The sequence below is a fragment of the Pseudogulbenkiania subflava DSM 22618 genome (assembly GCF_900177275.1).
Taxonomy (GTDB): Bacteria; Pseudomonadota; Gammaproteobacteria; order Burkholderiales; family Chromobacteriaceae; genus Pseudogulbenkiania; species Pseudogulbenkiania subflava.
Genome location: NZ_FXAG01000002.1, coordinates 165,704 through 185,711, shown reverse-complemented (window position 1 = coordinate 185,711; position 20,008 = coordinate 165,704). Strand labels below are relative to the sequence as shown.

The window sequence follows — 20,008 nt, the reverse complement described above, 5'->3', positions numbered from 1 at the left end:
CGCGAAAAGCCGCGCAGGCCAGTGATTCTGCACGTTAACCTCCCCCTCACTCCGCCCTCCGCTCCTCCTCCCCCCTCCCCGCCCAGTCGCAAGCAAACTGCCACGCCACCCGGCCCGAGCGACTCCCCCGCGTCAGACTCCACTGCAGCGCCGCACGCTCGGCCTCGGCATCCATCTCCAGCCCGAAGTGCTGCAGCCACTGCCCCGCTGCCGCGAGGTAGGCGCGCTGGTCGAAGGGGTAGAACGATAGCCACAGCCCGAAGCGGTCGGACAGCGACACCTTCTCCTCCACCGCCTCGCCAGGGTGGATTTCGCCGTCGTGCTGCTGGGTCTGGCGGTTTTCGCTCATGCGCTCCGGCAACAGGTGGCGGCGGTTGGAGGTGGCGTACACCAAGAGGTTGTCGGCACGGCGCGCGAGGCCGCCGTCGAGCGCGGTCTTGAGCGCCTTGTAGCCGTCGTCGCCTTCCTCGAACGACAGGTCGTCGCAGAACAGGATGAAGCGCTCGGGACGGGCGGCCACCAGGTCGACGATCTGGGCGAGGTCGGCCAAATGGTCCTTGTCGACTTCGATCAAGCGCAGCCCCTGCTCGGCGAACTCGGGCAGCAGCGCCTTGATCAAGGACGACTTGCCGGTGCCGCGCGCGCCGGACAGCAGCACGTTGTTGGCCGGGCGGCGCTCGATGAACTGGCGCGTGTTGCGCACCAGTTGGGCGAGTTGGCGGTCGATGTGGGTGAGATCGGAGAGGCGCACGCTATGTGGCGCGGGCAGCGCTTCGAGCCAGCCCGCCATGCCCTGGCGACGCCAGCGGAAGGCCCGGGCGCTCCAGTCCGGCTCCGGGCGGGCCGGCGGCAGCAGCGGTTCGAGGCGCGCCAGCAGGGCTTCGGCGCGGGCGAGGAAGGATTCCAGCTTGTCCATGAGTCTCGTTCTTTCTCTTGAAGGTTGGCCTGGGCAGCGCAAACAGCGGGCGTAAAAAAGGCCGGATAACCGGCCTTTATCTTACCAAAGAGTTTCAGTAGGCCCGCGAGCCATGGCCGCTCGAGAGGAGCCTGGCACGTAGGGTGGGCGGAGCTCCGCGCAATCCATTGCACCATGTTGATGGGTTCCGGCCATCCTACCCAGGCGCCGGGCTCAAAGAAAAAGGCCGGTCGCCCGGCCCTGTCCTTCCAAATCAATCGCGCAGCGTGATCACCGGCCAGCCGTGCTCTTCAGCATGCGCCTGCAACGTCGGGTCCGGGTCCACCGCCACCGGGTGGCTGACGATGGACAAGAGCGGGATGTCGTTGCGCGAGTCACTGTAGAAGAAGCTCTTGTCGTAGCCTGCCAGCGTCTCCCCACGCTGGGCGAGCCAGTCGTTGAGACGAGTGATCTTGCCGTCCTGGTAGCTCGGCACGCCGGTGGGCTTGCCGGTGTAGTTGCCGTTCTCGTCCACTTCCAGCTCCACCGCGATGAGGTGCTCAACGCCCAATTCGGCCGCGATCGGGCCGGTGATGAAGCGGTTGGTGGCGGTGATGATCAGCACCACGTCGCCCTGCGCCTCGTGCGCGGCCAGGAGATCGCGCGCCTTCTGCGGGATGATCGGCTTGATGTGCTCTTCCAGGTAGGCGGCGTGCAGCTCGGCCAGTTCTTCGCGGCTGAAGCGCGTCAGGGGCTGCAGCTGGAAGTCGAGGAATTCGTAGATGTCGAGCGTGCCCGCCTTGTACTGTTCGTAGAAGTAGTCGTTCTGGCGCGCGTGGTGCTCGGGGTCGAGCAGGCCGCGCTTGATCAGGAATTTCGGCCACTCGGTGTCGGAGTCGCCGGCGATGAGGGTGTTGTCGAGGTCGAAAAGGGCGAGGTTCATGGTTGCGTCGGGGCGGTGTGGAGGATGTTCTTGACCAGGGGCACGGTGATCGGACGGCGCAACGCCAGCGAGTAACGGTCGAGCAGATCGAGCATGCCGATCAGACTGGAGAGGTCGCGCCGCCAGTGCGTGAGCAGGTAGCGGAACACGTCGTCGGGAATCGCCAGCTGACGCTCGGCGGCGTGGGCGTGCAAGGCCGCCAGCTTGTCGGCGTCGGACAGTGGCTTGACCTCGAATACCAGCCCCCAGCCCAGGCGGGTGCGCAGGTCGTCGCGCACCGCCAGCGCCATCGGCGGCAGGCGCCCGGCCATCAAGAGGCGGCTCTCGCCGCCCTCTTTCAGCGAGTTGTAGAACGAGAACAGCGTGATCTGGTCGTCCGGCGCCAGGTCGTCGACGTGGTCGACGGCAATGAAGCTGGCTTCGCGCGCGAAGTCGGGCAGATGCTCGCGCTGGCCGTCGAGGTAGATCGAGGCGCGCCCCAGCGTCTCGGCGTGGGCGATCCAGGCCTGCAGCAGGTGGGTCTTGCCGCTGCCCGGTTCGCCCCACAGGTAGATGAACCGCTCGTCGCCCGGATGGGTGAGCGCCGTGATCACTTCCCGGTTGCGTTCGGCGACGAAGTTGTCGAAAGCGGGAAGCGGCGTGGGCGTGAGATCGAGAATCAGCTGGTCCAAAATAAGCGCAGGGCCGAAATAAGTAGCCCATTTCGTCAGGCGGCTGCGCCTTAAGCACCGGCAGTACTGCGTGCGAATCTTTAGATTCGCTCAGCGATCAGGAATCCTCATGTACTTCATGTACATTCCGGTTCCTGTGCGCTGGCAGCACTCAACCTGCTTTGGCTCGCTCGCTTGCTGAAATAGGCTTCAAGTCGTCAAAAGCCTGATTTTACGCTGATCCGGCGGGGTCGCGAAACCCGCAGGCCACGCTCGCAACGCCCGAGCGCGTCCGCGACGGCAAAAAAGCGGCGGCACAGCAGCGTTCCCGGCAAAATTCGGTTAAAATACAGGCGCTTTTTTTCGCCCGCGACCGGAAAACCCGTTGCCGGCGACTACCCGAATCGGTTTGTTTCACCCGGCGAGCGCCTCCCGGGAGCTGAAACCGGCGCCTGGCGCCGGCTCGGACTCCGCCGTGCGCGGGCCTCGCGGGGTGAAGAGCACAGACGCCGGAATTGACTGAACCGGTCAATGAGGCTGTCGCACGGCGCAGCCGCCCAGACCCGGGCCGCGCAGCAAGATTATGAACAGAAAGTGAGCTGACCTTGAACACCACGTCCCTCAGTTACCGTGATGCCGGCGTCGACATCGACGCCGGCGACGCGCTCGTCGAAAACATCAAGCCGTTCGCCAAGCGCACCATGCGCCCGGAAGTCCTCGGCGGCCTCGGCGGTTTCGGCGCACTGGTGGAAATCTCCAAGAAATACCAGGAACCGGTACTGGTTTCCGGCACCGACGGCGTCGGCACCAAGCTCAAGCTCGCCTTCGACTGGAACAAGCACGATACCGTCGGCATCGACCTGGTGGCGATGAGCGTCAACGACATCCTGGTGCAGGGTGCCGAGCCGCTGTTCTTCCTCGACTACTTCGCCTGCGGCAAGCTCGATGTGGCGCAGGCCACCGACGTGATCAAGGGCATCGCCGCGGGTTGCGAGCAGGCCGGTTGCGCGCTGATCGGCGGTGAAACCGCCGAGATGCCGGGCATGTACCCGGTGGGCGAATACGACCTGGCCGGCTTCGCCGTCGGCGTGGTGGAAAAGAGCAAGGTCATCACCGGCCGCGACATCAAGCCGGGCGACGTGGTACTTGGCCTGAAATCCAACGGCGTGCACTCCAACGGCTACAGCCTGGTGCGCAAGATCATCGAGCGCGCCCAGCCGGCACTGGACGCCGAGTTCGACGGCGGCAAGACCCTGCGCGAGGCGATCATCGCTCCGACCCGCATCTACGTGAAGCCGCTCCTGGCACTGATGCAGCAGCTGAACGTGAAGGGCATGGCCCACATCACCGGCGGCGGCATCACCGAGAACACCCCGCGCGTGCTGCCGGAAAACACCGTGGCGCAGATCGACGCCAAGAGCTGGGAGCTGCCGAAGCTGTTCCAGTGGCTGCAGGCCGAAGGCAATGTCGACGCGCAGGAGATGTACCGCACCTTCAACTGCGGCATCGGCATGGTGGTGATCGTGGACGCCGCCGACGCTGACCAGGCCGCGGCCATCCTGACCGAACAGGGCGAAACGGTATCGCGCATCGGCGTGATCCGCGCGCGCAACGGCGACGAGCACCAGACCCAGGTAAACTGAGCGTCTCCCGTTTGAAACACAACGCCGCTGGCTGACGGGCTGGCGGCGTTTGTCTTTGGTAGTCTGTACGGCAAGGACGCTTGCCTACGCTCAACCACCATGAAAAACATCGTCATCCTGATTTCCGGCCGTGGCTCCAACATGCAAGCCATCGTCGAGGCGCAGATTCCCGGCGCGCGCATCGCCGCGGTGATCAGCAACCGCCCCGGCGCTGCGGGTCTCGCCTGGGCGGCCGAACGCGGTGTGCCTACCGCCACGCTCGACCACAAGGCCTTCGCCAGCCGCGAGGCGTTCGACGTCGCGCTGGCCGAGCTGATCGACGGCTACGCCCCGGACCTGGTGGTGCTGGCCGGCTTCATGCGCATCCTGACCCCGGACTTCACTCGCCGTTACGAAGGCCGCATGCTGAACATCCACCCCTCGCTGCTGCCGGCCTTCACCGGCCTGCACACCCATCAGCGCGCCATCGACATGGGCTGCAAGGTGGCCGGCTGTACCGTGCACTTCGTCACCGCCGACCTCGACCACGGCCCGATCGTGGCGCAGGGAGTGGTACCGGTGCAGGACGACGACAGCGAGGACACCCTGGCGGCACGCGTGCTGAAGATCGAGCACCAGATGTACCCGGAGGCGGTGCGCCGCTTCGTCGCCGGCGAGCTGGCCATCGTCGACGGCCGCGTCAAAGGCCGCGCCCAGGACGCCACACAATGGCTGATTTCGCCCTCTCTGAACTGAGCCATGGCGCTTGGCGGGAACGTCCTGCCTCCCGCGCCGCTCGAATAGCCATGCGACTCTACCGCCCCCTGCTCCTGGCACTGGCGCTCTCGCTGCTGCTACACCTGGGCGTGCTGCTGTCCGGTCATCTGCCGCACGCGGCGAGCCTGCCGGAACCGGCCAAGCTGCAGCCCTTGTCTGTGGCGATGCAGGCGATGACACTGGAACCGGAAGCCGGCCCCGCGCCGGCCGCGGCCCCGTCCACCGGGCTGGTGGCCGTCCCGGCCGGGCACGCTCCGGGCGTCAAGCGCCACCACCGCGCCCGCGCCGCGCATCGCGCCGATGCCGCGTCCGCCCCCGTCGCCGAAGCGCCTCCGGCAGGCAAAGACATGCTGGCCGCCGCCACGGAAACCCCTGCCGCCAAAGACGTGCCGGCCGCCGCCGAGCCCAGCCCCGCCCCGGCCGCCACGCCGTCGGCGGAACAGCCGGCCAACGACAACAGCGACCCCGCCGCACCGCCGCCGCAAGCCGACGACAGCACCGGACTGGAAGCCAAGGGCGCCGCCAAGACGCGCCGCTTTCCCGACAGCTCGCGCGTCGACTACCAGATCTACTACGGCAGCCTGATGGCCGGCCACGGCGAGATCAGCTGGCAACGCAGCGGCGCCAACTACACCCTGGACGCGCGCCTGACGCCGATCATCGGCCCCCACCTGCGCTACCAGTCGCGCGGCAGCATCGGCAAGCGCGGGCTGACTCCGCTCGCCTACCAGGCCTGGCGCGGCGACACCGAACGCGAATCGGCGCGCTTCGACTGGAGCGCCAACACCCTCGCCTACGGCGACCACGGCGACAAGCAGGCCGAACTCGCCCCGGGCACACAGGACATCCTGAGCCTGGGCTACCAGCTGGCGCTGACCGGCGGCAGCCTGCTGCCGCCACAACAACGCATCACCACCGGCAAGAAGGTGTACGACTATCCGCTGGCGCCAGGTGGCGAAACCCGCTACCCGCCCGACCACGGCACGCTGCGCGTGGTCGTATTCCGCGCCAAGAACGGCGACGACGTGACCGAATTCTGGCTGGCGCCGGACTTTGCCAACCTGCCGGTGCGCATCCTGCGCATCGACAAGGACAAGACACTGGACCAGCGCGCCCGCCGCATCGACATCAACGGCAAGACCGTCTGGTCTCTGTCGGAAAACCCCTAACGGAACCACGATGATCAACCAGACCCAGCTCTTCCACATCGAAACCGTGCTCGGCAAGATGGTCCGCTTCGACCGTCCCGCCGACGCCGTGCTGAGCGCCTACTTCCGCGAGCACGCCAACCTCGGCGCCAACGACCGCCACGTCATCGCCGAAACCGCCTTCGCCTGCCTGCGCCGCTTCAGCCAGCTCAAGGCGGTGATCGCGCCGCAGAAGCCCACCCCGCGCCGTCTGGCGCTGGCCACGCTGGCGCGCGTGCGCGGGCTCAACCTGAAGGAATTTGGCGGCAGCCTGAAGGAAGAAGAACGCAACTGGGTGGCCGAGCTCAAGGGCAAGACACTGCCGGACGAACTGGCGGTACAGGCCGAACTGCCGGCCTGGGTAATCGAAAGGTTGGCCGAAGACACCCCGGAACAGATCATCGCGCTGGGACGCGGCATGATCGAGGGCGCGCCGCTCGACCTGCGCGTCAATACCCTGAAGATGAAGCGCGACGACGCCCTGCTGGCCTTGCGCCGCGACGGCTTCGACGCCGAACCGACGCCGTTCTCGCCCATCGGCATCCGCCTCAAGGGTAAGCCGGCGCTCAACCGCCACCCGCTGTTCAAGGACGGCAGCATCGAAGTGCAGGACGAAGGCAGCCAGCTCCTGGGCCTGATCACCGGCGCGCGCCGCGGCGAGATGGTGGTGGACTTCTGCGCCGGCGCCGGCGGCAAGACGCTGCTCCTGGGCGCGCAGATGGCCTCTACTGGCCGCCTCTACGCCTTCGACGTGTCGGAAAAGCGCCTCGCCAACTTCAAGCCGCGCCAGGCCCGCTCCGGCCTGTCCAACGTGCACCCGCAGCTGATCGCGCACGAGAACGACACCCGCGTCAAGCGCCTGGCCGGCAAGGCCGACCGCGTGCTGGTGGACGCCCCCTGCTCCGGCCTCGGCACCTTGCGCCGCAACCCCGACCTGAAATTCCGCCAGAGCCCGGAAAGCGTGGCCGAACTCAACGCCAAGCAGGCCTCCATCCTCGCCTCGGCGAGCCGCCTGGTGAAGGCCGGCGGACGCCTGGTGTACGCCACCTGCAGCCTGCTGCCGCAGGAAAACCAGGCCATCGTCGAAGCCTTCTTGGCCGAGCACCCCGACTTCACGCTAGTGCCGGTGTCGGACGTGCTGGCGGAACAGAAGATTCCGCTGGAGATGGGCGACTACCTGGCATTGCGTCCGGACCGACACAACACCGACGGCTTCTTCGCCGCCGTGCTGGCCAAACAAAAAGCGTGAGTCTATGATGAAACCCTGATATAGGCTTTCATCCACCCGCCCGACAACAGGCCGCCCCCGAGGCGGCCTGTGTTATTTAACCACCATGCCATACATTGCCCCCCAATGGCGCCGCCGCAACCGCCGCCTGGTGCTGCTGCACGACCTGATCAACCAATTCCGCTGGCGCACCCGCCTCACCCTCTGGATTACCGCCGCGCTGGCCGGGCTGGTAGTGGCTGGCTTCGCCGTGCTGTCCGAACAAGCCCAGCACGGCTTCCTGCGCCTGGTGGCGTTCAACCCGCTGTGCGCCTGGCTACTGCCGGTCGCGGTGCCAATGCTGGCGGTGTGGCTGACCCGGCGCTACTTCCCCGGCAGCCAGGGCAGCGGCATTCCGCAGGCCATCGCCGCGATCCGCCTGAGCAGCGAACGCCAGCCGGTACACCAGCTGGTTTCGCTGCGCATCGCCGTAGGCAAGATCCTGGTCGGCTGTTTCGGTCTGCTGGGCGGCATCTCGGCCGGACGCGAAGGGCCGTCGGTGCAAGTGGCGGCCAGCATCATGCACGCCGCGCACCGCTGGCTGCCGCACGGCCGCACCATCCGCCCGCAAGACCTGATCCTGGCGGGCAGCTCGGCCGGCATCGCCGCCGCCTTCAACACCCCGCTGGCCGGCATCGTGTTCGCAGTGGAGGAAATGGGGCGGCGCCTAGAGTCGCGCACCAGCGGCGTGCTGCTGTCCACCATCATTCTCTCCGGCCTGATGGCGATCTCCCTGCTGGGCAATTACAGCTACTTCGGCTCGCTGCACATCCCGGCACTGAGCAGCGCCATCATCACGCCGATCATCGTCTGCGGCATTGGCTGCGGCCTCTTGGGCGCGCTGTTCAGCCGCGCCATGCTGTGGCCGCAGCGCTACGCCGGGAGCCGCCTGTGGCGCTGGCGCGCCGCCCACCCGGTGCGCTTCGCCGGACTGTGCGGGCTGCTGCTGGCGCTGATGGGCTGGCTGAGCGGCGGCAGTTCGTTCGGCAGCGGCTACGCCGCCACCTCGCACCTGATCGACGGCAGCGCCACCCTGCCCTGGCACGCCCCGCTGCTGCGCTTCGGCGCCACCCTGGTGACCTACTTCATGGGCGTGCCGGGCGGCATCTTCGCCCCCTCGCTGGCGGTCGGCGCCGGCATCGGCAACGATCTGGCGAGCTGGCTCTTTCCCCTTGCCGGCCAGCACGTCATCATCGCCCTGTGCATGGCGAGCTTTCTCGCCGCGGTGACGCAGGCGCCGCTCACCTCGGCCATCATCATGATGGAAATGATCGACAACCATGGCATGGTGATCAGCCTGATGGCGGCCTGCGTGCTGGCGCGCTTCATCAGCGCCCGCCTGAGCCCGGCGCTGTACCACCAGCTGTCGGATGGATTCATGCCGTCGCCGGCGCGACAGGATGAGCGCCGTGGCCGCATGCAAATTGACCCGCCGCCGGCCGGACCGTAAAATACCCCATCGAAACGCTCGGGTATTGCGTCGCCAGACAGGGTTGCCTGTTCCGGAGCGCCAGCCTCAACCAACGCAAGGATTCTGCCATCCATGGATATCCAGGAAACCATCAAGCAAACCGTCACCAGCAGCCCGGTCGTACTGTTCATGAAGGGCTCGGCCCAGTTCCCGCAGTGCGGTTTCTCCGCGCGCGCAGTGCAGATCGTCAAGGCCTGCGGCGTGGACGACTTTCTGACCGTCGACGTGCTGCAGAATCCGGAAATCCGCCAGGGCATCAAGGATTTCTCCAACTGGCCGACCATTCCGCAGCTCTACATCAAGGGTGAATTCATCGGCGGTTCGGACATCATGTACGAAATGTTCCAGTCCGGCGAACTGCAGGAACTGCTGAAGGATATCGCCCAGGCGTAACCATGCGCCTGAGACGCCACAACCCGGTCGCTGCGCCGGGTTTTTTGTTGCCCGCACCAGACAGGTTTTTTTCATTCGTCATATAATGAAAAACGTGTATGAGTCTCCCGCATCGCCTGACACCATGACTGACGAATTCCTGCCTTATCAAGACGACCGCCTGATCTCTGCCAGCGCCATGTCCATCGACGAAATCTGGCGGGCGCTGGTCAACGACCAGCTAGTACCCTACTTCCAGCCGGTGGTCGAACTGCGTTCGCGCAAGGTGCTCGGGGTCGAGGCCCTGGCGCGCTGGCGCCACCCGGCACTGGGGGTGCTGTCGCCAGTAACCTTCGTGCCGATCATGGAAGAGCGCGGCATGATCCGCGAACTGACCGAACTGATCCTCGAGAAGTCGCTCTACGCCTGTCGCGACTGGCTCGATCACGGCCAGAAGCTCACGGTGTCGATCAACCTGTCCGCCCTGTCGCTCACCGACCGCAACCTGCCGGGGCTGCTGGAAAGCAAGTGCCGCATCGCCGGCCTGCCGTCCTCCAGCCTGATCCTCGAGCTATCCGAGAACACCCTGCGTCAGCACTGGGAGTTGGCCGAACCGCAGCTCGGCCAGCTGCGTGAGCGCGGCTTCGGCGTGGCGGTCGACGAATACGGCATCGGCAGCGGCTTGGCGACGCGCCTCAACGGCGAGCACTTCTCGACGATGAAGATCGATCGCGCCTTCGTGCACGGTGCCGGCAGCAATCCTCACCTGCGCGCCATCCTGCAGGAGAACCTGCTCCTGGCGCAGCGGCACGGCCTGTTCACCGTGGCCATGGGGATCGAGGAAAGCGCCGACCTGGCACTCTTGAGCGAACTGGGCTGCGATGCAGTGCAAGGCTATCTGTGCTCGGCCCCGCAGCCCGCCGAAGGCTTGTTGCCGTGGATTTACCAGTGGGAAAAAGGCTAAAATCGCAACATGGTGTAAACACCCATTTAATCCCACGTGAACGGCGGCGACCCCGCCGTTCACGGACACAATGCCAAACAGCCGGTATCCCGAAACGGGACGACCCGGCTGTTTTTTCACGAGCGAAGGAAGCCGCATGAACATCACCGTAGTGCACCACCCGCTGGTACAGCACAAGCTCGGGCTGCTGCGCGAAGGCGCCATCAGCACCATGAAATTCCGCCAGCTGACCCAGGAGCTGGCGCGCCTGCTGGCCTACGAGGCCACCCGCGATTTCGAACTGGAAACCGTCACCATCGAGGGCTGGTGCGGCCCGATCGAGGTGCAGCAGATCAAGGGCAAGAAGGTCACCGTGGTGCCGATCCTGCGCGCCGGCCTCGGCATGCTGGATGGTGTGCTCGACCTGGTGCCGTCGGCCAAGATCAGCGTGGTCGGACTCTACCGCAACGAGGAAACACTGGAACCGGTGCCCTACTTCGACAAGTTCGTCGACAGCCTCGACGAGCGCATCGCCATCATCATCGACCCGATGCTGGCCACCGGCGGCTCGATGGTCGCCACCATCGACCTCTTGAAGCGCAAGGGCTGCAAGCAGATCAAGGCGGTGGTGATGGTGGCGGCACCGGAAGGCGTGAAAGTGGTGAACGAGGCCCATCCCGACGTACAAATCGTCGCCGCCTCGCTCGACAGCCACCTCAACGAGCACGGCTACATCATCCCCGGCCTGGGCGACGCCGGCGACAAGATCTTCGGCACCAAGCACGGCTGACACTCGCCGGCGGTCTGCCACCGAAGCGTGGCCGGCCCGGTGCTGTCTGCTCTCTCCTGCCCCACGACGAAAGGCGACGCATGGATGCGTTCGAACAGATAGATCACGACTTCCTGCTGCGTTTTCCCGGCGCGCTGAATGACCCGGACTGGCTGGCGCAGGGGAAGAAGCATCGCAGTATCGACAGTGTGATCCGCCTGTGCCGGGAGGGCCTGACCGAGCCCGTGCTGCAGCGGGCCCTCGTCACCGGCAATACGGCCGCCGTCATCGATTGCTGCCGCCAGATCATCGGCCGCTGCAGCACGGTCAGCACGTTCGAGAAGATGGCGTTCCGTAACTACCTGGGATACGGCGAGGTGCACCTGCCTTTCGTGGCGGCGCTCAACGACGTGCTGCATCATTTTTCGCCCGAGCACTTCGAGGCGTTCGTCGATGTCCTGACGCTGTGCCGGCACGATCCGAGAACCCATGCGGCGAAATGGCCGGTGGTGACCTGCTTTCTGGCCTACAGCGACCCCGAGCGCCAGATATGCATCAAGCCCACCACCATCAAGAAGCTGGCCGCCAAGCTCGGCATCGACATTGCCTACCAGGCACGCCCCAACTACGAGACCTACCAGCGGGTACAGGCCATGGTGCAAGCCTTTCGCGGCCGCAGCCGACTGGCCGAAGGCCAGGACAACATCATCGCGCAGGCCATCATGTACTGCACGGTGTGACGCCGGCCACGGGACGTCGCTCTGATTCGCGCTCTATCTAACAACAAGGATTCTTTCATGTTCCAACAACTCAAGACGGCGGTATCGGGAGCCCAGATCCTGTTCGTCGCCTTCGGCGCCCTGGTACTGGTGCCGCTTCTGACCGGGCTCAATCCGGCCATGGCTCTGCTCGGTGCCGGCGTCGGCACCCTGCTGTTCCAGCTGTGCACCGGTCGCCAGGTGCCGATCTTCCTCGGTTCCTCGTTCGCCTTCATCGGCCCGATCATCTACTCGATGCAGACCTGGGGCATGGGTGCCACCATGTTCGGCCTGTTCTGCGCCGGCTTCATGTACTTCGTGTTCGCCGCCATCGTCAAATGGCGCGGCATGGAGCTGGTCAACCGCCTGCTGCCACCGGTGGTGATCGGCCCGGTGATCATGATCATCGGTTTGAGCGTGGCCAATGCCGCCTCGAACATGGCGATGGGGCGCGCCGGCGGCCAGCAGGTGATGCCGTACGAGACTTCGCTGCTGCTGGCGGCGGTGTCGCTCGCCACCACCATCGTGGTGTCGATCTTCGCGCGCGGCATGTTCAAGCTGGTGCCGATCCTGGCCGGCGTCACGGCCGGCTACATCGTCGCGGCGCTGCTGGGCGTGGTCGATTTCGCCAAGCTGGCCAACGCGCCGTGGTTCGCCGTGCCGCAATTCCACAGCCCGGAAGTGAACTGGGCCGCGGCGCTGTTCATGCTGCCGGTGGCGATCGCCCCGGCCATCGAGCACATCGGCGGCGTGATGGCGATCGGCGGCGTCACCGGCCGCGACTACACCAAGTCCCCGGGCCTGCACCGCACGTTGTCCGGCGACGGCCTGGGCGTGTGCCTGGCTGGCCTGATCGGCGGGCCTCCCGTGACGACTTACGCCGAGGTGACCGGCGCGGTGATGATCACACGCAACTTCAACCCGGTGGTGATGACCTGGGCGGCCCTGTTCGCCATCGCCATGGCCTTCTTCGGCAAGTTCAACGCGCTGCTGCAGTCGATCCCGATGCCGGTGATGGGCGGCATCATGGTGCTGCTGTTCGGCACCATCGCCTCGATCGGCCTGAAGACCCTGATCGAAGCCAAGGTGGACCTGATGGAGCCGCGCAACCTGGTGATCATCTCGGTGGTGCTGACCGCCGGCATCGGCGGCCTGGAGATCAAGCTGGGCTCGTTCGGGCTGGCCGGCGTCGGCCTGTGCTCGCTGCTGGCGATCGTATTGAACCTGATCCTGCCCCGTCACGCCGCCACCCACGACGGCATCGTCGAGGGACAGGACCTGTAACAGCGGCTTCGGCCAACCTGACAACGCCAACCCGCCCCGGCAACGAGGCGGGTTTTTTCATGGTCACGCCGGGCCGCCCGCAAAAATGTCGCAATGCACAATAACAATGTCCTGATCGTGAACGACCCTGGCGCGCCAGGCTGGAACAATGTATCCAGTCAATCGAAGGAACCCCGCCATGCGTACCCTGATCGCTTTCTGCCTGCTCTATTTCCTGCTGCTGCCGATGCTGGGCGGCGCACTGGCCTTCCTCGGCGGCATGCTGCGGGCGCGCTTTGCCGAGCAGCGCAAGGCCTACGCCGGCTACCATCCGATGAACCCGTTCTATCGCTCGTCGCCCTACCACTTCGGCAAGCGCTGAAACCGCTGTCTTTCTCCTCCGTCAGTATTGGCGCCACGGTTCGATGGCGCTTTTTTTGTGCCCCGCGCGCTGGGCAGACGGTTTCCCCCGACGGGCTCGGCGCTGCCCTCCGGCGCCTCAGCTGCGCCCAGCCAGAGGCCCGCGCAGGCGAGCCATCAGCAGGCCATCGACGAACTCGCCGTCGCGGAACGAATCGGCGCGCAAGCGTCCCTCCTCCTCGAAACCCAGCTGCCGGTACAGCGCGATGGCCCGCTCGTTGTCGGCATAGACGTGCAGTTCGAGCCGGGTCAGTCCCAGCCAGCTGTCGGCGTACTCCAGCAACGCCCCCAACAACTGGCGCCCCACCCCTTTGCCTTGCCAGTCTTCGTGCACCGCCAGCGCCAGCGAGGCGGTGTGGGCGCGGCGCAGCTGCGGCGGGCGCATCAGGGCACCGTAGGCGATGGCACGGTCCTCCGCGTCGCACGCCACCAGTGCGTGCGTGCTGTCCGGCAACTCCGCCAGGCGCGTCTGCCAGTGCGACAGCGAGGGATACGGCAGCTGCAGCGAATTGCGCACTACCGAGGGGCAGCTGAACAGGACCTGCAAGGCGGGGGCGTCGGCGACGTCGGCACGGCGGATGGGGTAGCTCATGGAATCTCCTCGAGAAGGGAACGGCAGGCAACGCCGCGGATCGCGCCGCGCCAGCCCGACGTTCGACCATGACATAAAAACCGCGTCCCGCCCAGCCAGGACGCGTCACCTCCGCGCCGTGGGCACGAAAAAGCCGCCCGCAGGCGGCTGGTAGCTGGATCTCGACAGGCTCAGCCGAGGCGATGCGTGGCGCGGTCCACCAGGTACATCAGGTGCTGGTAGGGAATGCCGGCGTGTTCCGACAGCCCGATCTCGCAGGTGGCGCTGGTGGAGAAGCCGCCACAGCAGCCGCCCACCTGCTCCTTCAGCCCGGTCAGCGCCGAGGCGTTCAGTTCCGGATAGGTGAAGCCCTTGTCGCCGGCGAAACCGCAGCAGGTGATGCCGGCGGGCTCGGTGACCCGGCTCGAACAGCGCCGTGCCAGCGCGTTGAGCGTCGCGCCCTGGCCGAGCTTCTTCATCGAGCACACCACGTGCAGTGCCACGTGTTCGTCGAGCGGGGTGAAGTGCAGATGTGCGGCCGCCTCGGTCTCGATGAAGGTGGTGACGTCGAGAATGCGCAGGCGCTCGTCCTGGATGCCCTCCAGCATCGCCGCGGTGCACACGCCGTTATCGACGATCACCGGCCAGCGGCCGTTGTCGCTCGCCGCCAGCAGCGCTGCCTTGAGTTCGGCCAGCTTGACGGCAGCCGCGTCCAGCGCCCCCTTCGACTTGAACGGCGTGCCGCAGCACAGGTTGTCCAAGCCCGCCGGGTAGAGCAGCTGGTAGCCCGCCTTGCCCAGCACCGAGGCCACCACTTCGTTGAGCGGGCGCGGGTCGGGCATGGCGCTGGACGGGGAGAAAGTGCGGGTCAGACAGGATGGCAAGTACACAACCTTGTTCCGAGCCTGCTGCCTTTGCATCACTTTGTCGGCGGCGCTGCGCGACTCCTCGCCGTACTGCTCGTACTGTCTCGTCGTTGCTCGCTTGCCTTCGCGTGCTGCTGCGGCATCAAGCCCGGAACCCTGCGCGTAGTTGAATTTCCCTGCGGCACGCGGGAAGTACGGCGTCCAGTGTGGCACGCGCCGGCCGAACACGCGGCGCAGGCCGCGCATCACGGCGCCGGTGGCGGCGTCGCCCGCCACGGCGTGCGTCGCATCGAGCAGCTTGAGGCCAAGCCGCGCCCCGCGCGTGGCGCTGTCGTAGTGCCCGGCCAGCCAGTTCGCCGCCGCCCAGCCGGTGTCGCTCTGGCGGCCCTGGCGGATCTGCGTGGTCAGCTTGCCGGTGTTGATGCCGACCGGACAGGCGGTTTCGCACAGGCCGCAGGTGGTGCAGGTGTCGTCGCCGGCGTACTGGTACAGCGCTTCCAGCTCGGCCAGGCGGTCCGGCGCGTCCCCGGCGCTGCGCAGCGCCGCCATCTCGCGGTTGGCAACGATGCGCTGGCGCGGCGTCAGGGTGATGGCGCGGCTCGGACACATCACCTCGCAGAAGCCGCATTCGATGCACTTGTCGACCAGCGCGTCGACCACCGGGATCGGCTTGAGGTCCTTGACGTGCAGCAGCGCGTCGCTGGTCAGGATCACGTCCGGGTTGAGCAGGCCCTGGGGGTCGAAGATCGCCTTGATCTCCTGCATCACGCGGTACGCCACCGGCCCCCATTCCATCTCCACGAACGGCGCCATGTTGCGGCCGGTGCCGTGCTCGGCCTTGACCGCGCCCTCGTAGTCCACTGCCACCAGCCGGCACACCGCCTCGATGAAGGCTTCGTAGCGGGCGACTTCTTCGGCGCCGGAGAAGTTGGGGGTGAACACGAAGTGCAGGTTGCCCTCCAGGGCGTGACCGAAGATGATCGCCTCGTCGTAATGGAACTGTTTGAACAGCGCCTGCAAAGCCAGCGTGCCCTCGGCCAGGTGCTCGATCGGAAACGCCACATCCTCGATGATCACCGTGGTCTCGGCGGCGCGCATCGCCCCGACGCTGGGGAACATGCCCTTGCGGATGTTCCACAGCTGGGTGTACTCGCTGGCGACGTCGGTGAAGGCTACCCCGGTCAGAGTGTCGATGTGGCCGATGAAGCCGGCAATCGCCGCGGTGTTGGCCGCCAGCGCTGCCGGATCGGCGGCGCGGGTCTCGATCAGGATCGCGGCGGCGTCCTCCGACAGCGTCTTGATCAGCTCGGGGACGCCGGCCTTGTTCTCCACCGAGCGCAGGCTGGCGCGGTCCAGCAGCTCCGCCGCCGCCACCACGTCCTTGTGCTGCGCCAGCACCTGCACCGCGTCGCAGGCGGCCTTGATGGTGGGGTAGAACACCAGGGCCGAGGCCTTGTGCGGATGCTCCACCACGGTGTGGTAGATCACCTCGGAGACGAAGGCCAGGGTGCCTTCGCTGCCGACGATGAGGTGGGTAAGGATGTCGAGCGGATCGGTAAAGTCCACCAGCGCGTTCAGGCTGTAGCCGGTGGTGTTCTTCATCTTGTACTTGCGACGGATGCGGGCAGCCAGTTCGACATCACTCTTCACCCGCGCCGCGAGCGCCGCCAGTTGCCCGAGCAGGCCGGCGTGGCTGGTGCGGAACGCCGCCACGCTGGCGGCGTCGGCGGTGTCGAGCACGCTGCCGTCGGCCAGCACCACGCGGATGGCGCGCAGCGTCTGGTAGCTGTTCTGCGCCGTGCCGCAGCACATGCCGCTGGAGTTGTTGTTGACGATGCCGCCGATCATGGCCGAGTTGATCGTCGCCGGATCAGGACCGATCTTGCGCCCGAACGGCGCCAGCGCGGCGTTGGCGGCGGCGCCGACCACGCCCGGCTGCAGCCGGATCGCCGCGCCGTTCTCCAGCACCTCGATGCCCTTCCAGCCGTGGCTCGCCACCACCAGGATCGAGTCGCTCACTGCCTGGCCGGACAACGAGGTGCCAGCAGCGCGGAAGGTCACCGGCAGCGCGAGTTCCGCCGCCAGCGCCAGGATGGCCTGCACCTCGCTCTCGTGCTGGGTCTTGACCACGATCTTGGGGGTGAGGCGGTAGCAGGAGGCGTCGGTGCCGTAGGCCAGGGTGGAGAGCGGGTCGGTATAGATCCGCCGCGAGTCGATCTGCTCCTGCAAGCGGTGGTGAAACTCGCGATACGCTCCCTGCAACATGGCCCTCTCTCCTCCTGCGTAGCGGATCGCCAGCACCCGCACGCGTTCTATCGTGTCGATGAACGCGATGGTGCCACATTTCATCCTCCGGCCCATCAAGGGATAGCCCTTGGTCCGGCGCGGTCTTGCCGCCCGCGCGGCACGGCTGCTAGGCTCTGGCTGACGCTTCGGGAATAAGGAGACGACCATGCTGATGCAACGCGACAAGGCCACGCTGCTGGTGGTGGATATCCAGCAGAAACTGGTGCCGGCGGTGATCGACCCCGGCGGGGTGGTGGCACGGGTGCGCTGGCTGCTCGGCGTGGCGCACGATACCGGCCTGCCGGTGGTGTTTTCCGAACAGTATCCACAGGGCCTCGGCCACACCGTACCGGAACTGCTGGCGGCCGCTCCCGATGCTCCGGTAGTGGCGAAGCGGCATTTCTCCTGCGTCGCCGGGAACTGCCTGCCGGAGGAGTTGCTGGCGCGTCCCCAAGTCATCGTCTGCGGCATGGAAACCCACGTCTGCGTGCTGCAGACGGTGCTGGAACTGCTGGCGGCGGGAAAACAGGTATTCGTGGTGGCGGACGCGGTGACGAGCCGCTCGGCGCGCGATCTCGAGCTGGGCCTGCAACGCATGCGCGACGCCGGCGCGGTGCTGGTGAGCCGCGAGATGGTTCTGTTCGAAATGCTGCGCGAAGCCGGCTCCGAGCTGTTCCGCAACTTGAGCAAGCGCTATTTGCAGGGCACGCAACCCTGAAAACCGGCAGAGCCTGGCGCACAAGACCGGTGGCGATGGCCAGGTTCGCAAGCGAGTAAGCCCAGATCGAAAGCCTGGCGGCAGAGGCGAGAGCAGGCCGTGGACAGGCCAGTGCTCCGCAGCAGGACACGACGCCCTAAAAAACAAAAGGTTGGCCGAAGAGGCTTCGGCCAACCTTGTCTTTCTCGAGATGACGGCTGAGCCGTTCTAGTTCTCCTCTATTACTTCCACTTCCGGCCCTGTCGAGCAGAAGTGCAGACTTGGCTCTGCTGCGTGCACTACCATGGTGCATTTATCACCATAACGACGCAGGAAAAGGCGCCAAACAGGTGCAGCCCTCCCCTTTACCCCGCATCGAAGCGGCGGCACGCTGGATAACCACCGCTTATTTAGCAAGAGTCGTGCCAGGACATCTGCAAACGGCCGGCCAAGGCATTTCCATCGTGTCATCCCCTTCTTCAACACCCTGCGGCCATGCGCTGACGGTGACCACCACGATGCCACGAACCCGCGCCCACGACTTCAATGATCGCCCTGCACCGCCTCCGGTACAGAGTCGGCAGCAAAACGGTTGCGGTCAACACGATGGTAAACTACCGCCGATATCCCACTCGAGGCATGCTGAGCGCCGGCAGGACTGGCGCCAGCAGCAAGCGCCCCGGCACCCCGATGACATCAAGGAAAAAGCAATGACCACATCCGCCAGCTTCAAGGACATTCTGGCATCCCTGCCCGACACCGCCGGCATCGCCGCGCTGGTCCTGCTCGACGAACACGACGAACCGCAGGCTCGCCTGGAAAACCAGCCCGGTACCGCCGGCTCGGTCAAGGTCTACTACGCGCTGGTGCAGCGCTTCGGCCACATTGACCGCACCGCGGCGCAAGAAGGGCTGGCACTCTACGCCGAGCACACCACCGACGCCCGGCTCAACCCCGGCAAGCACCCCAATATCGACCGCCTGCTGGCCATCGCCGAAGCCGGCGCCCCCGGCCTCAAGGCGCGCCTCGTGTTGCAGAACGACTAAACGCCGCTAACAAAATCCTCTTGGCGTTGTGGGGCGGCTTGGCCGTACGACTCGTACTGTCTGCAGCCGCATGCCAGGCCAAGACCGCAGCATTGGGTTTTGTCAGCGGCTCTCAAGTCAGCTTGATCCACCCGGATGCAGAAATAGAAAAAGCCCGCACGTGTGCGGGCTTTTTGGTGATTCCGGCAAATGCGGGAATCAGGCTTCCGGCGTTACAACAACCTTGATCGCCACAACCACGTCGTGGTGCAGGGCGATTTCCAGGTCGTATTCACCGATGGCCTTCAGTTGGCCGTTCGGCAGGCGAACTTCGAAACGCTTCACCGGCACGCCGAAGGCGGTCACGGCTTCAGCGATGTCGACGTTGGTCACGGAGCCGAACAGACGGCCATCCACACCGGCCTTCTGGGCGATGGTGATGGTAGCGTCAGCCAGCTTCTCGGCACGAACCTGAGCGTCGGCCAGGATTTCGGCTTGCTTGGCTTCCAGTTCGGCGCGGCGAGCTTCGAAAGCTTCCAGGTTGGCGGCGTTGGCACGCTTGGCCTTGCCTTGCGGGATCAGGAAGTTACGAGCGTAACCGTCCTTGACCTTAACCACGTCACCCAGTTGACCCAGGTTGGCCACTTTTTCGAGCAGAATGATTTGCATCTTGTCGTATCCTTTCCCGGCTTAGTGTTGGTCGGTGTACGGCAGGAAGGCCAGGAAACGCGCGCGCTTGATCGCGGTGGTCAGCTGACGCTGATAACGGGCCTTGGTACCGGTGATGCGGGACGGGATGATCTTGCCGTTTTCGGCGATGAAATCCTTCAGGAGATCAACGGATTTGTAGTCGATTTCCTTGATGCCTTCTGCCGTGAAGCGGCAGAACTTCTTGCGCTTGAAGAGTTGACGAGCCATTTTGACTAACCTTTAACAAATTCAACGTGTTCGATATGCAGTACCAACCGAGGGTTGCGAAGACTGCGCTGGCTGAGGAAACCGCTGACGGTCACCATCTTGCCTGCCAGATTGCCGGAAAACTTCCGGGCCACTTCGCCGATCAGGAGTGCCTGCACTTCGCAATTCACATCCCTTTCGAACCCCGCTTCACGCTGCCGGGACTGATGCCTGAGCCACATTTCCAGCACCGGTAGGCCGGCGGGGGTGTATCTCAGGGCGTCTTCGCGTTCGACAGCGGCGGTCAGTACCAGCTGGTTCTGCAAGGT

At 65.7% G+C, this 20,008-nt stretch carries 21 protein-coding genes; 13 read left to right on the top strand and 8 right to left on the bottom strand.

Going from position 1 to position 20,008, the window contains the following annotated elements; genetic code table 11:
* Positions 1-46 precede the first annotated feature (46 nt).
* The 3 genes from B9N72_RS02455 to hda form a co-directional block, all read right to left on the bottom strand.
* A complete protein-coding gene (locus B9N72_RS02455) occupies positions 47-916 on the bottom strand; it encodes an ATP-binding protein (protein ID WP_085274855.1) in 870 nt (289 codons plus the stop codon).
* 253 nt (positions 917-1,169) lie between these two features.
* The gene (locus tag B9N72_RS02450; protein ID WP_085274854.1) at positions 1,170-1,838 is read right to left on the bottom strand and encodes a histidinol-phosphatase; all 669 of its coding nucleotides are present in this window, start codon (positions 1,836-1,838) and stop codon (positions 1,170-1,172) included.
* Positions 1,835-2,509, bottom strand: a complete 675-nt coding sequence (hda, locus tag B9N72_RS02445) for a DnaA regulatory inactivator Hda (RefSeq protein ID WP_085274853.1) — start codon at positions 2,507-2,509, stop codon at positions 1,835-1,837. The genes B9N72_RS02450 and hda overlap by 4 nt, the downstream gene beginning before the upstream one ends.
* 584 nt (positions 2,510-3,093) lie before the next feature.
* Here hda and purM point away from each other — a divergent pair.
* The 11 genes from purM (at position 3,094) to B9N72_RS02390 (ending at position 13,299) form a co-directional block, all read left to right on the top strand.
* Positions 3,094-4,131, top strand: a complete 1,038-nt coding sequence (gene purM / locus B9N72_RS02440; protein ID WP_085274852.1) for a phosphoribosylformylglycinamidine cyclo-ligase — start codon at positions 3,094-3,096, stop codon at positions 4,129-4,131.
* A 99-nt stretch (positions 4,132-4,230) separates the two neighbouring features.
* Positions 4,231-4,866, top strand: coding sequence for a phosphoribosylglycinamide formyltransferase (gene purN / locus B9N72_RS02435; protein ID WP_085274851.1), 636 nt, complete (start codon positions 4,231-4,233; stop codon positions 4,864-4,866).
* Positions 4,867-4,916: 50 nt separating this feature from the next.
* A complete protein-coding gene (locus B9N72_RS02430) occupies positions 4,917-6,056 on the top strand; it encodes a DUF3108 domain-containing protein (RefSeq protein ID WP_234985862.1) in 1,140 nt (379 codons plus the stop codon).
* A gap of 13 nt (positions 6,057-6,069) precedes the next feature.
* On the top strand, positions 6,070-7,323 hold the full coding sequence (locus B9N72_RS02425) for an RsmB/NOP family class I SAM-dependent RNA methyltransferase (RefSeq protein WP_407681294.1): 1,254 nt from the start codon (positions 6,070-6,072) through the stop codon (positions 7,321-7,323).
* An 85-nt stretch (positions 7,324-7,408) separates the two neighbouring features.
* Positions 7,409-8,791, top strand: coding sequence for a chloride channel protein (locus tag B9N72_RS02420; RefSeq protein ID WP_085274848.1), 1,383 nt, complete (start codon positions 7,409-7,411; stop codon positions 8,789-8,791).
* A gap of 93 nt (positions 8,792-8,884) precedes the next feature.
* Positions 8,885-9,205, top strand: coding sequence for a Grx4 family monothiol glutaredoxin (gene grxD, locus B9N72_RS02415; RefSeq protein ID WP_085274847.1), 321 nt, complete (start codon positions 8,885-8,887; stop codon positions 9,203-9,205).
* Between the two features lie 124 nt (positions 9,206-9,329).
* Positions 9,330-10,148, top strand: coding sequence for an EAL domain-containing protein (locus tag B9N72_RS02410; protein ID WP_085274846.1), 819 nt, complete (start codon positions 9,330-9,332; stop codon positions 10,146-10,148).
* A 136-nt stretch (positions 10,149-10,284) separates the two neighbouring features.
* Entirely contained in the window at positions 10,285-10,917 is a 633-nt protein-coding gene (gene upp, locus B9N72_RS02405; RefSeq protein WP_008953303.1) for a uracil phosphoribosyltransferase, read from the top strand.
* A gap of 80 nt (positions 10,918-10,997) precedes the next feature.
* Positions 10,998-11,636: a hypothetical protein gene (locus tag B9N72_RS02400; RefSeq protein WP_085274845.1), complete on the top strand. Its 639-nt coding sequence runs from the start codon at positions 10,998-11,000 to the stop codon at positions 11,634-11,636.
* Between the two features lie 57 nt (positions 11,637-11,693).
* Positions 11,694-12,938, top strand: a complete 1,245-nt coding sequence (locus tag B9N72_RS02395) for a uracil-xanthine permease family protein (RefSeq protein WP_085274844.1) — start codon at positions 11,694-11,696, stop codon at positions 12,936-12,938.
* Between the two features lie 178 nt (positions 12,939-13,116).
* Entirely contained in the window at positions 13,117-13,299 is a 183-nt protein-coding gene (locus tag B9N72_RS02390) for a hypothetical protein (protein ID WP_085274843.1), read from the top strand.
* A 117-nt stretch (positions 13,300-13,416) separates the two neighbouring features.
* Here B9N72_RS02390 and B9N72_RS02385 read toward each other — a convergent pair whose 3' ends face one another.
* Entirely contained in the window at positions 13,417-13,929 is a 513-nt protein-coding gene (locus tag B9N72_RS02385; RefSeq protein WP_085274842.1) for a GNAT family N-acetyltransferase, read from the bottom strand.
* A gap of 170 nt (positions 13,930-14,099) precedes the next feature.
* Positions 14,100-17,123, bottom strand: a complete 3,024-nt coding sequence (locus tag B9N72_RS02380) for an FAD-binding and (Fe-S)-binding domain-containing protein (protein ID WP_234985861.1) — start codon at positions 17,121-17,123, stop codon at positions 14,100-14,102.
* Positions 17,124-17,226: 103 nt separating this feature from the next.
* Between B9N72_RS02380 and B9N72_RS02375 the strand changes: the two genes are divergently transcribed.
* Both B9N72_RS02375 and B9N72_RS02370 read left to right on the top strand, forming a co-directional pair.
* Positions 17,227-17,778, top strand: coding sequence for a hydrolase (locus B9N72_RS02375; protein ID WP_085274840.1), 552 nt, complete (start codon positions 17,227-17,229; stop codon positions 17,776-17,778).
* Positions 17,779-18,467: 689 nt separating this feature from the next.
* Positions 18,468-18,803: a DUF2322 family protein gene (locus B9N72_RS02370; protein ID WP_085274839.1), complete on the top strand. Its 336-nt coding sequence runs from the start codon at positions 18,468-18,470 to the stop codon at positions 18,801-18,803.
* A gap of 198 nt (positions 18,804-19,001) precedes the next feature.
* Here B9N72_RS02370 and rplI read toward each other — a convergent pair whose 3' ends face one another.
* Genes rplI through priB form a run of 3 tightly spaced genes read right to left on the bottom strand, consistent with a single transcriptional unit; the run spans position 19,002 to position 20,005 of the window.
* The gene (gene rplI, locus B9N72_RS02365) at positions 19,002-19,451 is read right to left on the bottom strand and encodes a 50S ribosomal protein L9 (RefSeq protein ID WP_085274838.1); all 450 of its coding nucleotides are present in this window, start codon (positions 19,449-19,451) and stop codon (positions 19,002-19,004) included.
* 21 nt (positions 19,452-19,472) lie between these two features.
* The gene (gene rpsR, locus B9N72_RS02360; protein ID WP_008953312.1) at positions 19,473-19,700 is read right to left on the bottom strand and encodes a 30S ribosomal protein S18; all 228 of its coding nucleotides are present in this window, start codon (positions 19,698-19,700) and stop codon (positions 19,473-19,475) included.
* 5 nt (positions 19,701-19,705) lie between these two features.
* On the bottom strand, positions 19,706-20,005 hold the full coding sequence (gene priB, locus B9N72_RS02355; RefSeq protein WP_085274837.1) for a primosomal replication protein N: 300 nt from the start codon (positions 20,003-20,005) through the stop codon (positions 19,706-19,708).
* Between the last annotated feature and the right edge of the window lie 3 nt (positions 20,006-20,008).

Excerpts from the sequence above, each read along its gene's own strand:
- B9N72_RS02455 (WP_085274855.1), bottom strand. The coding sequence starts at position 916 with ATGGACAAGCTGGAATCCTTCCTCGCCCGCGCCGAAGCCCTGCTGGCG.
- B9N72_RS02450 (WP_085274854.1), bottom strand. The coding sequence starts at position 1,838 with ATGAACCTCGCCCTTTTCGACCTCGACAACACCCTCATCGCCGGCGAC.
- purN (WP_085274851.1), top strand. The coding sequence starts at position 4,231 with ATGAAAAACATCGTCATCCTGATTTCCGGCCGTGGCTCCAACATGCAA.
- B9N72_RS02430 (WP_234985862.1), top strand. The coding sequence starts at position 4,917 with ATGCGACTCTACCGCCCCCTGCTCCTGGCACTGGCGCTCTCGCTGCTG.
- B9N72_RS02420 (WP_085274848.1), top strand. The coding sequence starts at position 7,409 with ATGCCATACATTGCCCCCCAATGGCGCCGCCGCAACCGCCGCCTGGTG.
- grxD (WP_085274847.1), top strand. The coding sequence starts at position 8,885 with ATGGATATCCAGGAAACCATCAAGCAAACCGTCACCAGCAGCCCGGTC.
- B9N72_RS02410 (WP_085274846.1), top strand. The coding sequence starts at position 9,330 with ATGACTGACGAATTCCTGCCTTATCAAGACGACCGCCTGATCTCTGCC.
- upp (WP_008953303.1), top strand. The coding sequence starts at position 10,285 with ATGAACATCACCGTAGTGCACCACCCGCTGGTACAGCACAAGCTCGGG.
- B9N72_RS02400 (WP_085274845.1), top strand. The coding sequence starts at position 10,998 with ATGGATGCGTTCGAACAGATAGATCACGACTTCCTGCTGCGTTTTCCC.
- B9N72_RS02395 (WP_085274844.1), top strand. The coding sequence starts at position 11,694 with ATGTTCCAACAACTCAAGACGGCGGTATCGGGAGCCCAGATCCTGTTC.
- B9N72_RS02390 (WP_085274843.1), top strand. The coding sequence starts at position 13,117 with ATGCGTACCCTGATCGCTTTCTGCCTGCTCTATTTCCTGCTGCTGCCG.
- B9N72_RS02385 (WP_085274842.1), bottom strand. The coding sequence starts at position 13,929 with ATGAGCTACCCCATCCGCCGTGCCGACGTCGCCGACGCCCCCGCCTTG.
- B9N72_RS02380 (WP_234985861.1), bottom strand. The coding sequence starts at position 17,123 with ATGAAATGTGGCACCATCGCGTTCATCGACACGATAGAACGCGTGCGG.
- B9N72_RS02375 (WP_085274840.1), top strand. The coding sequence starts at position 17,227 with ATGCTGATGCAACGCGACAAGGCCACGCTGCTGGTGGTGGATATCCAG.
- B9N72_RS02370 (WP_085274839.1), top strand. The coding sequence starts at position 18,468 with ATGACCACATCCGCCAGCTTCAAGGACATTCTGGCATCCCTGCCCGAC.
- rplI (WP_085274838.1), bottom strand. The coding sequence starts at position 19,451 with ATGCAAATCATTCTGCTCGAAAAAGTGGCCAACCTGGGTCAACTGGGT.
- rpsR (WP_008953312.1), bottom strand. The coding sequence starts at position 19,700 with ATGGCTCGTCAACTCTTCAAGCGCAAGAAGTTCTGCCGCTTCACGGCA.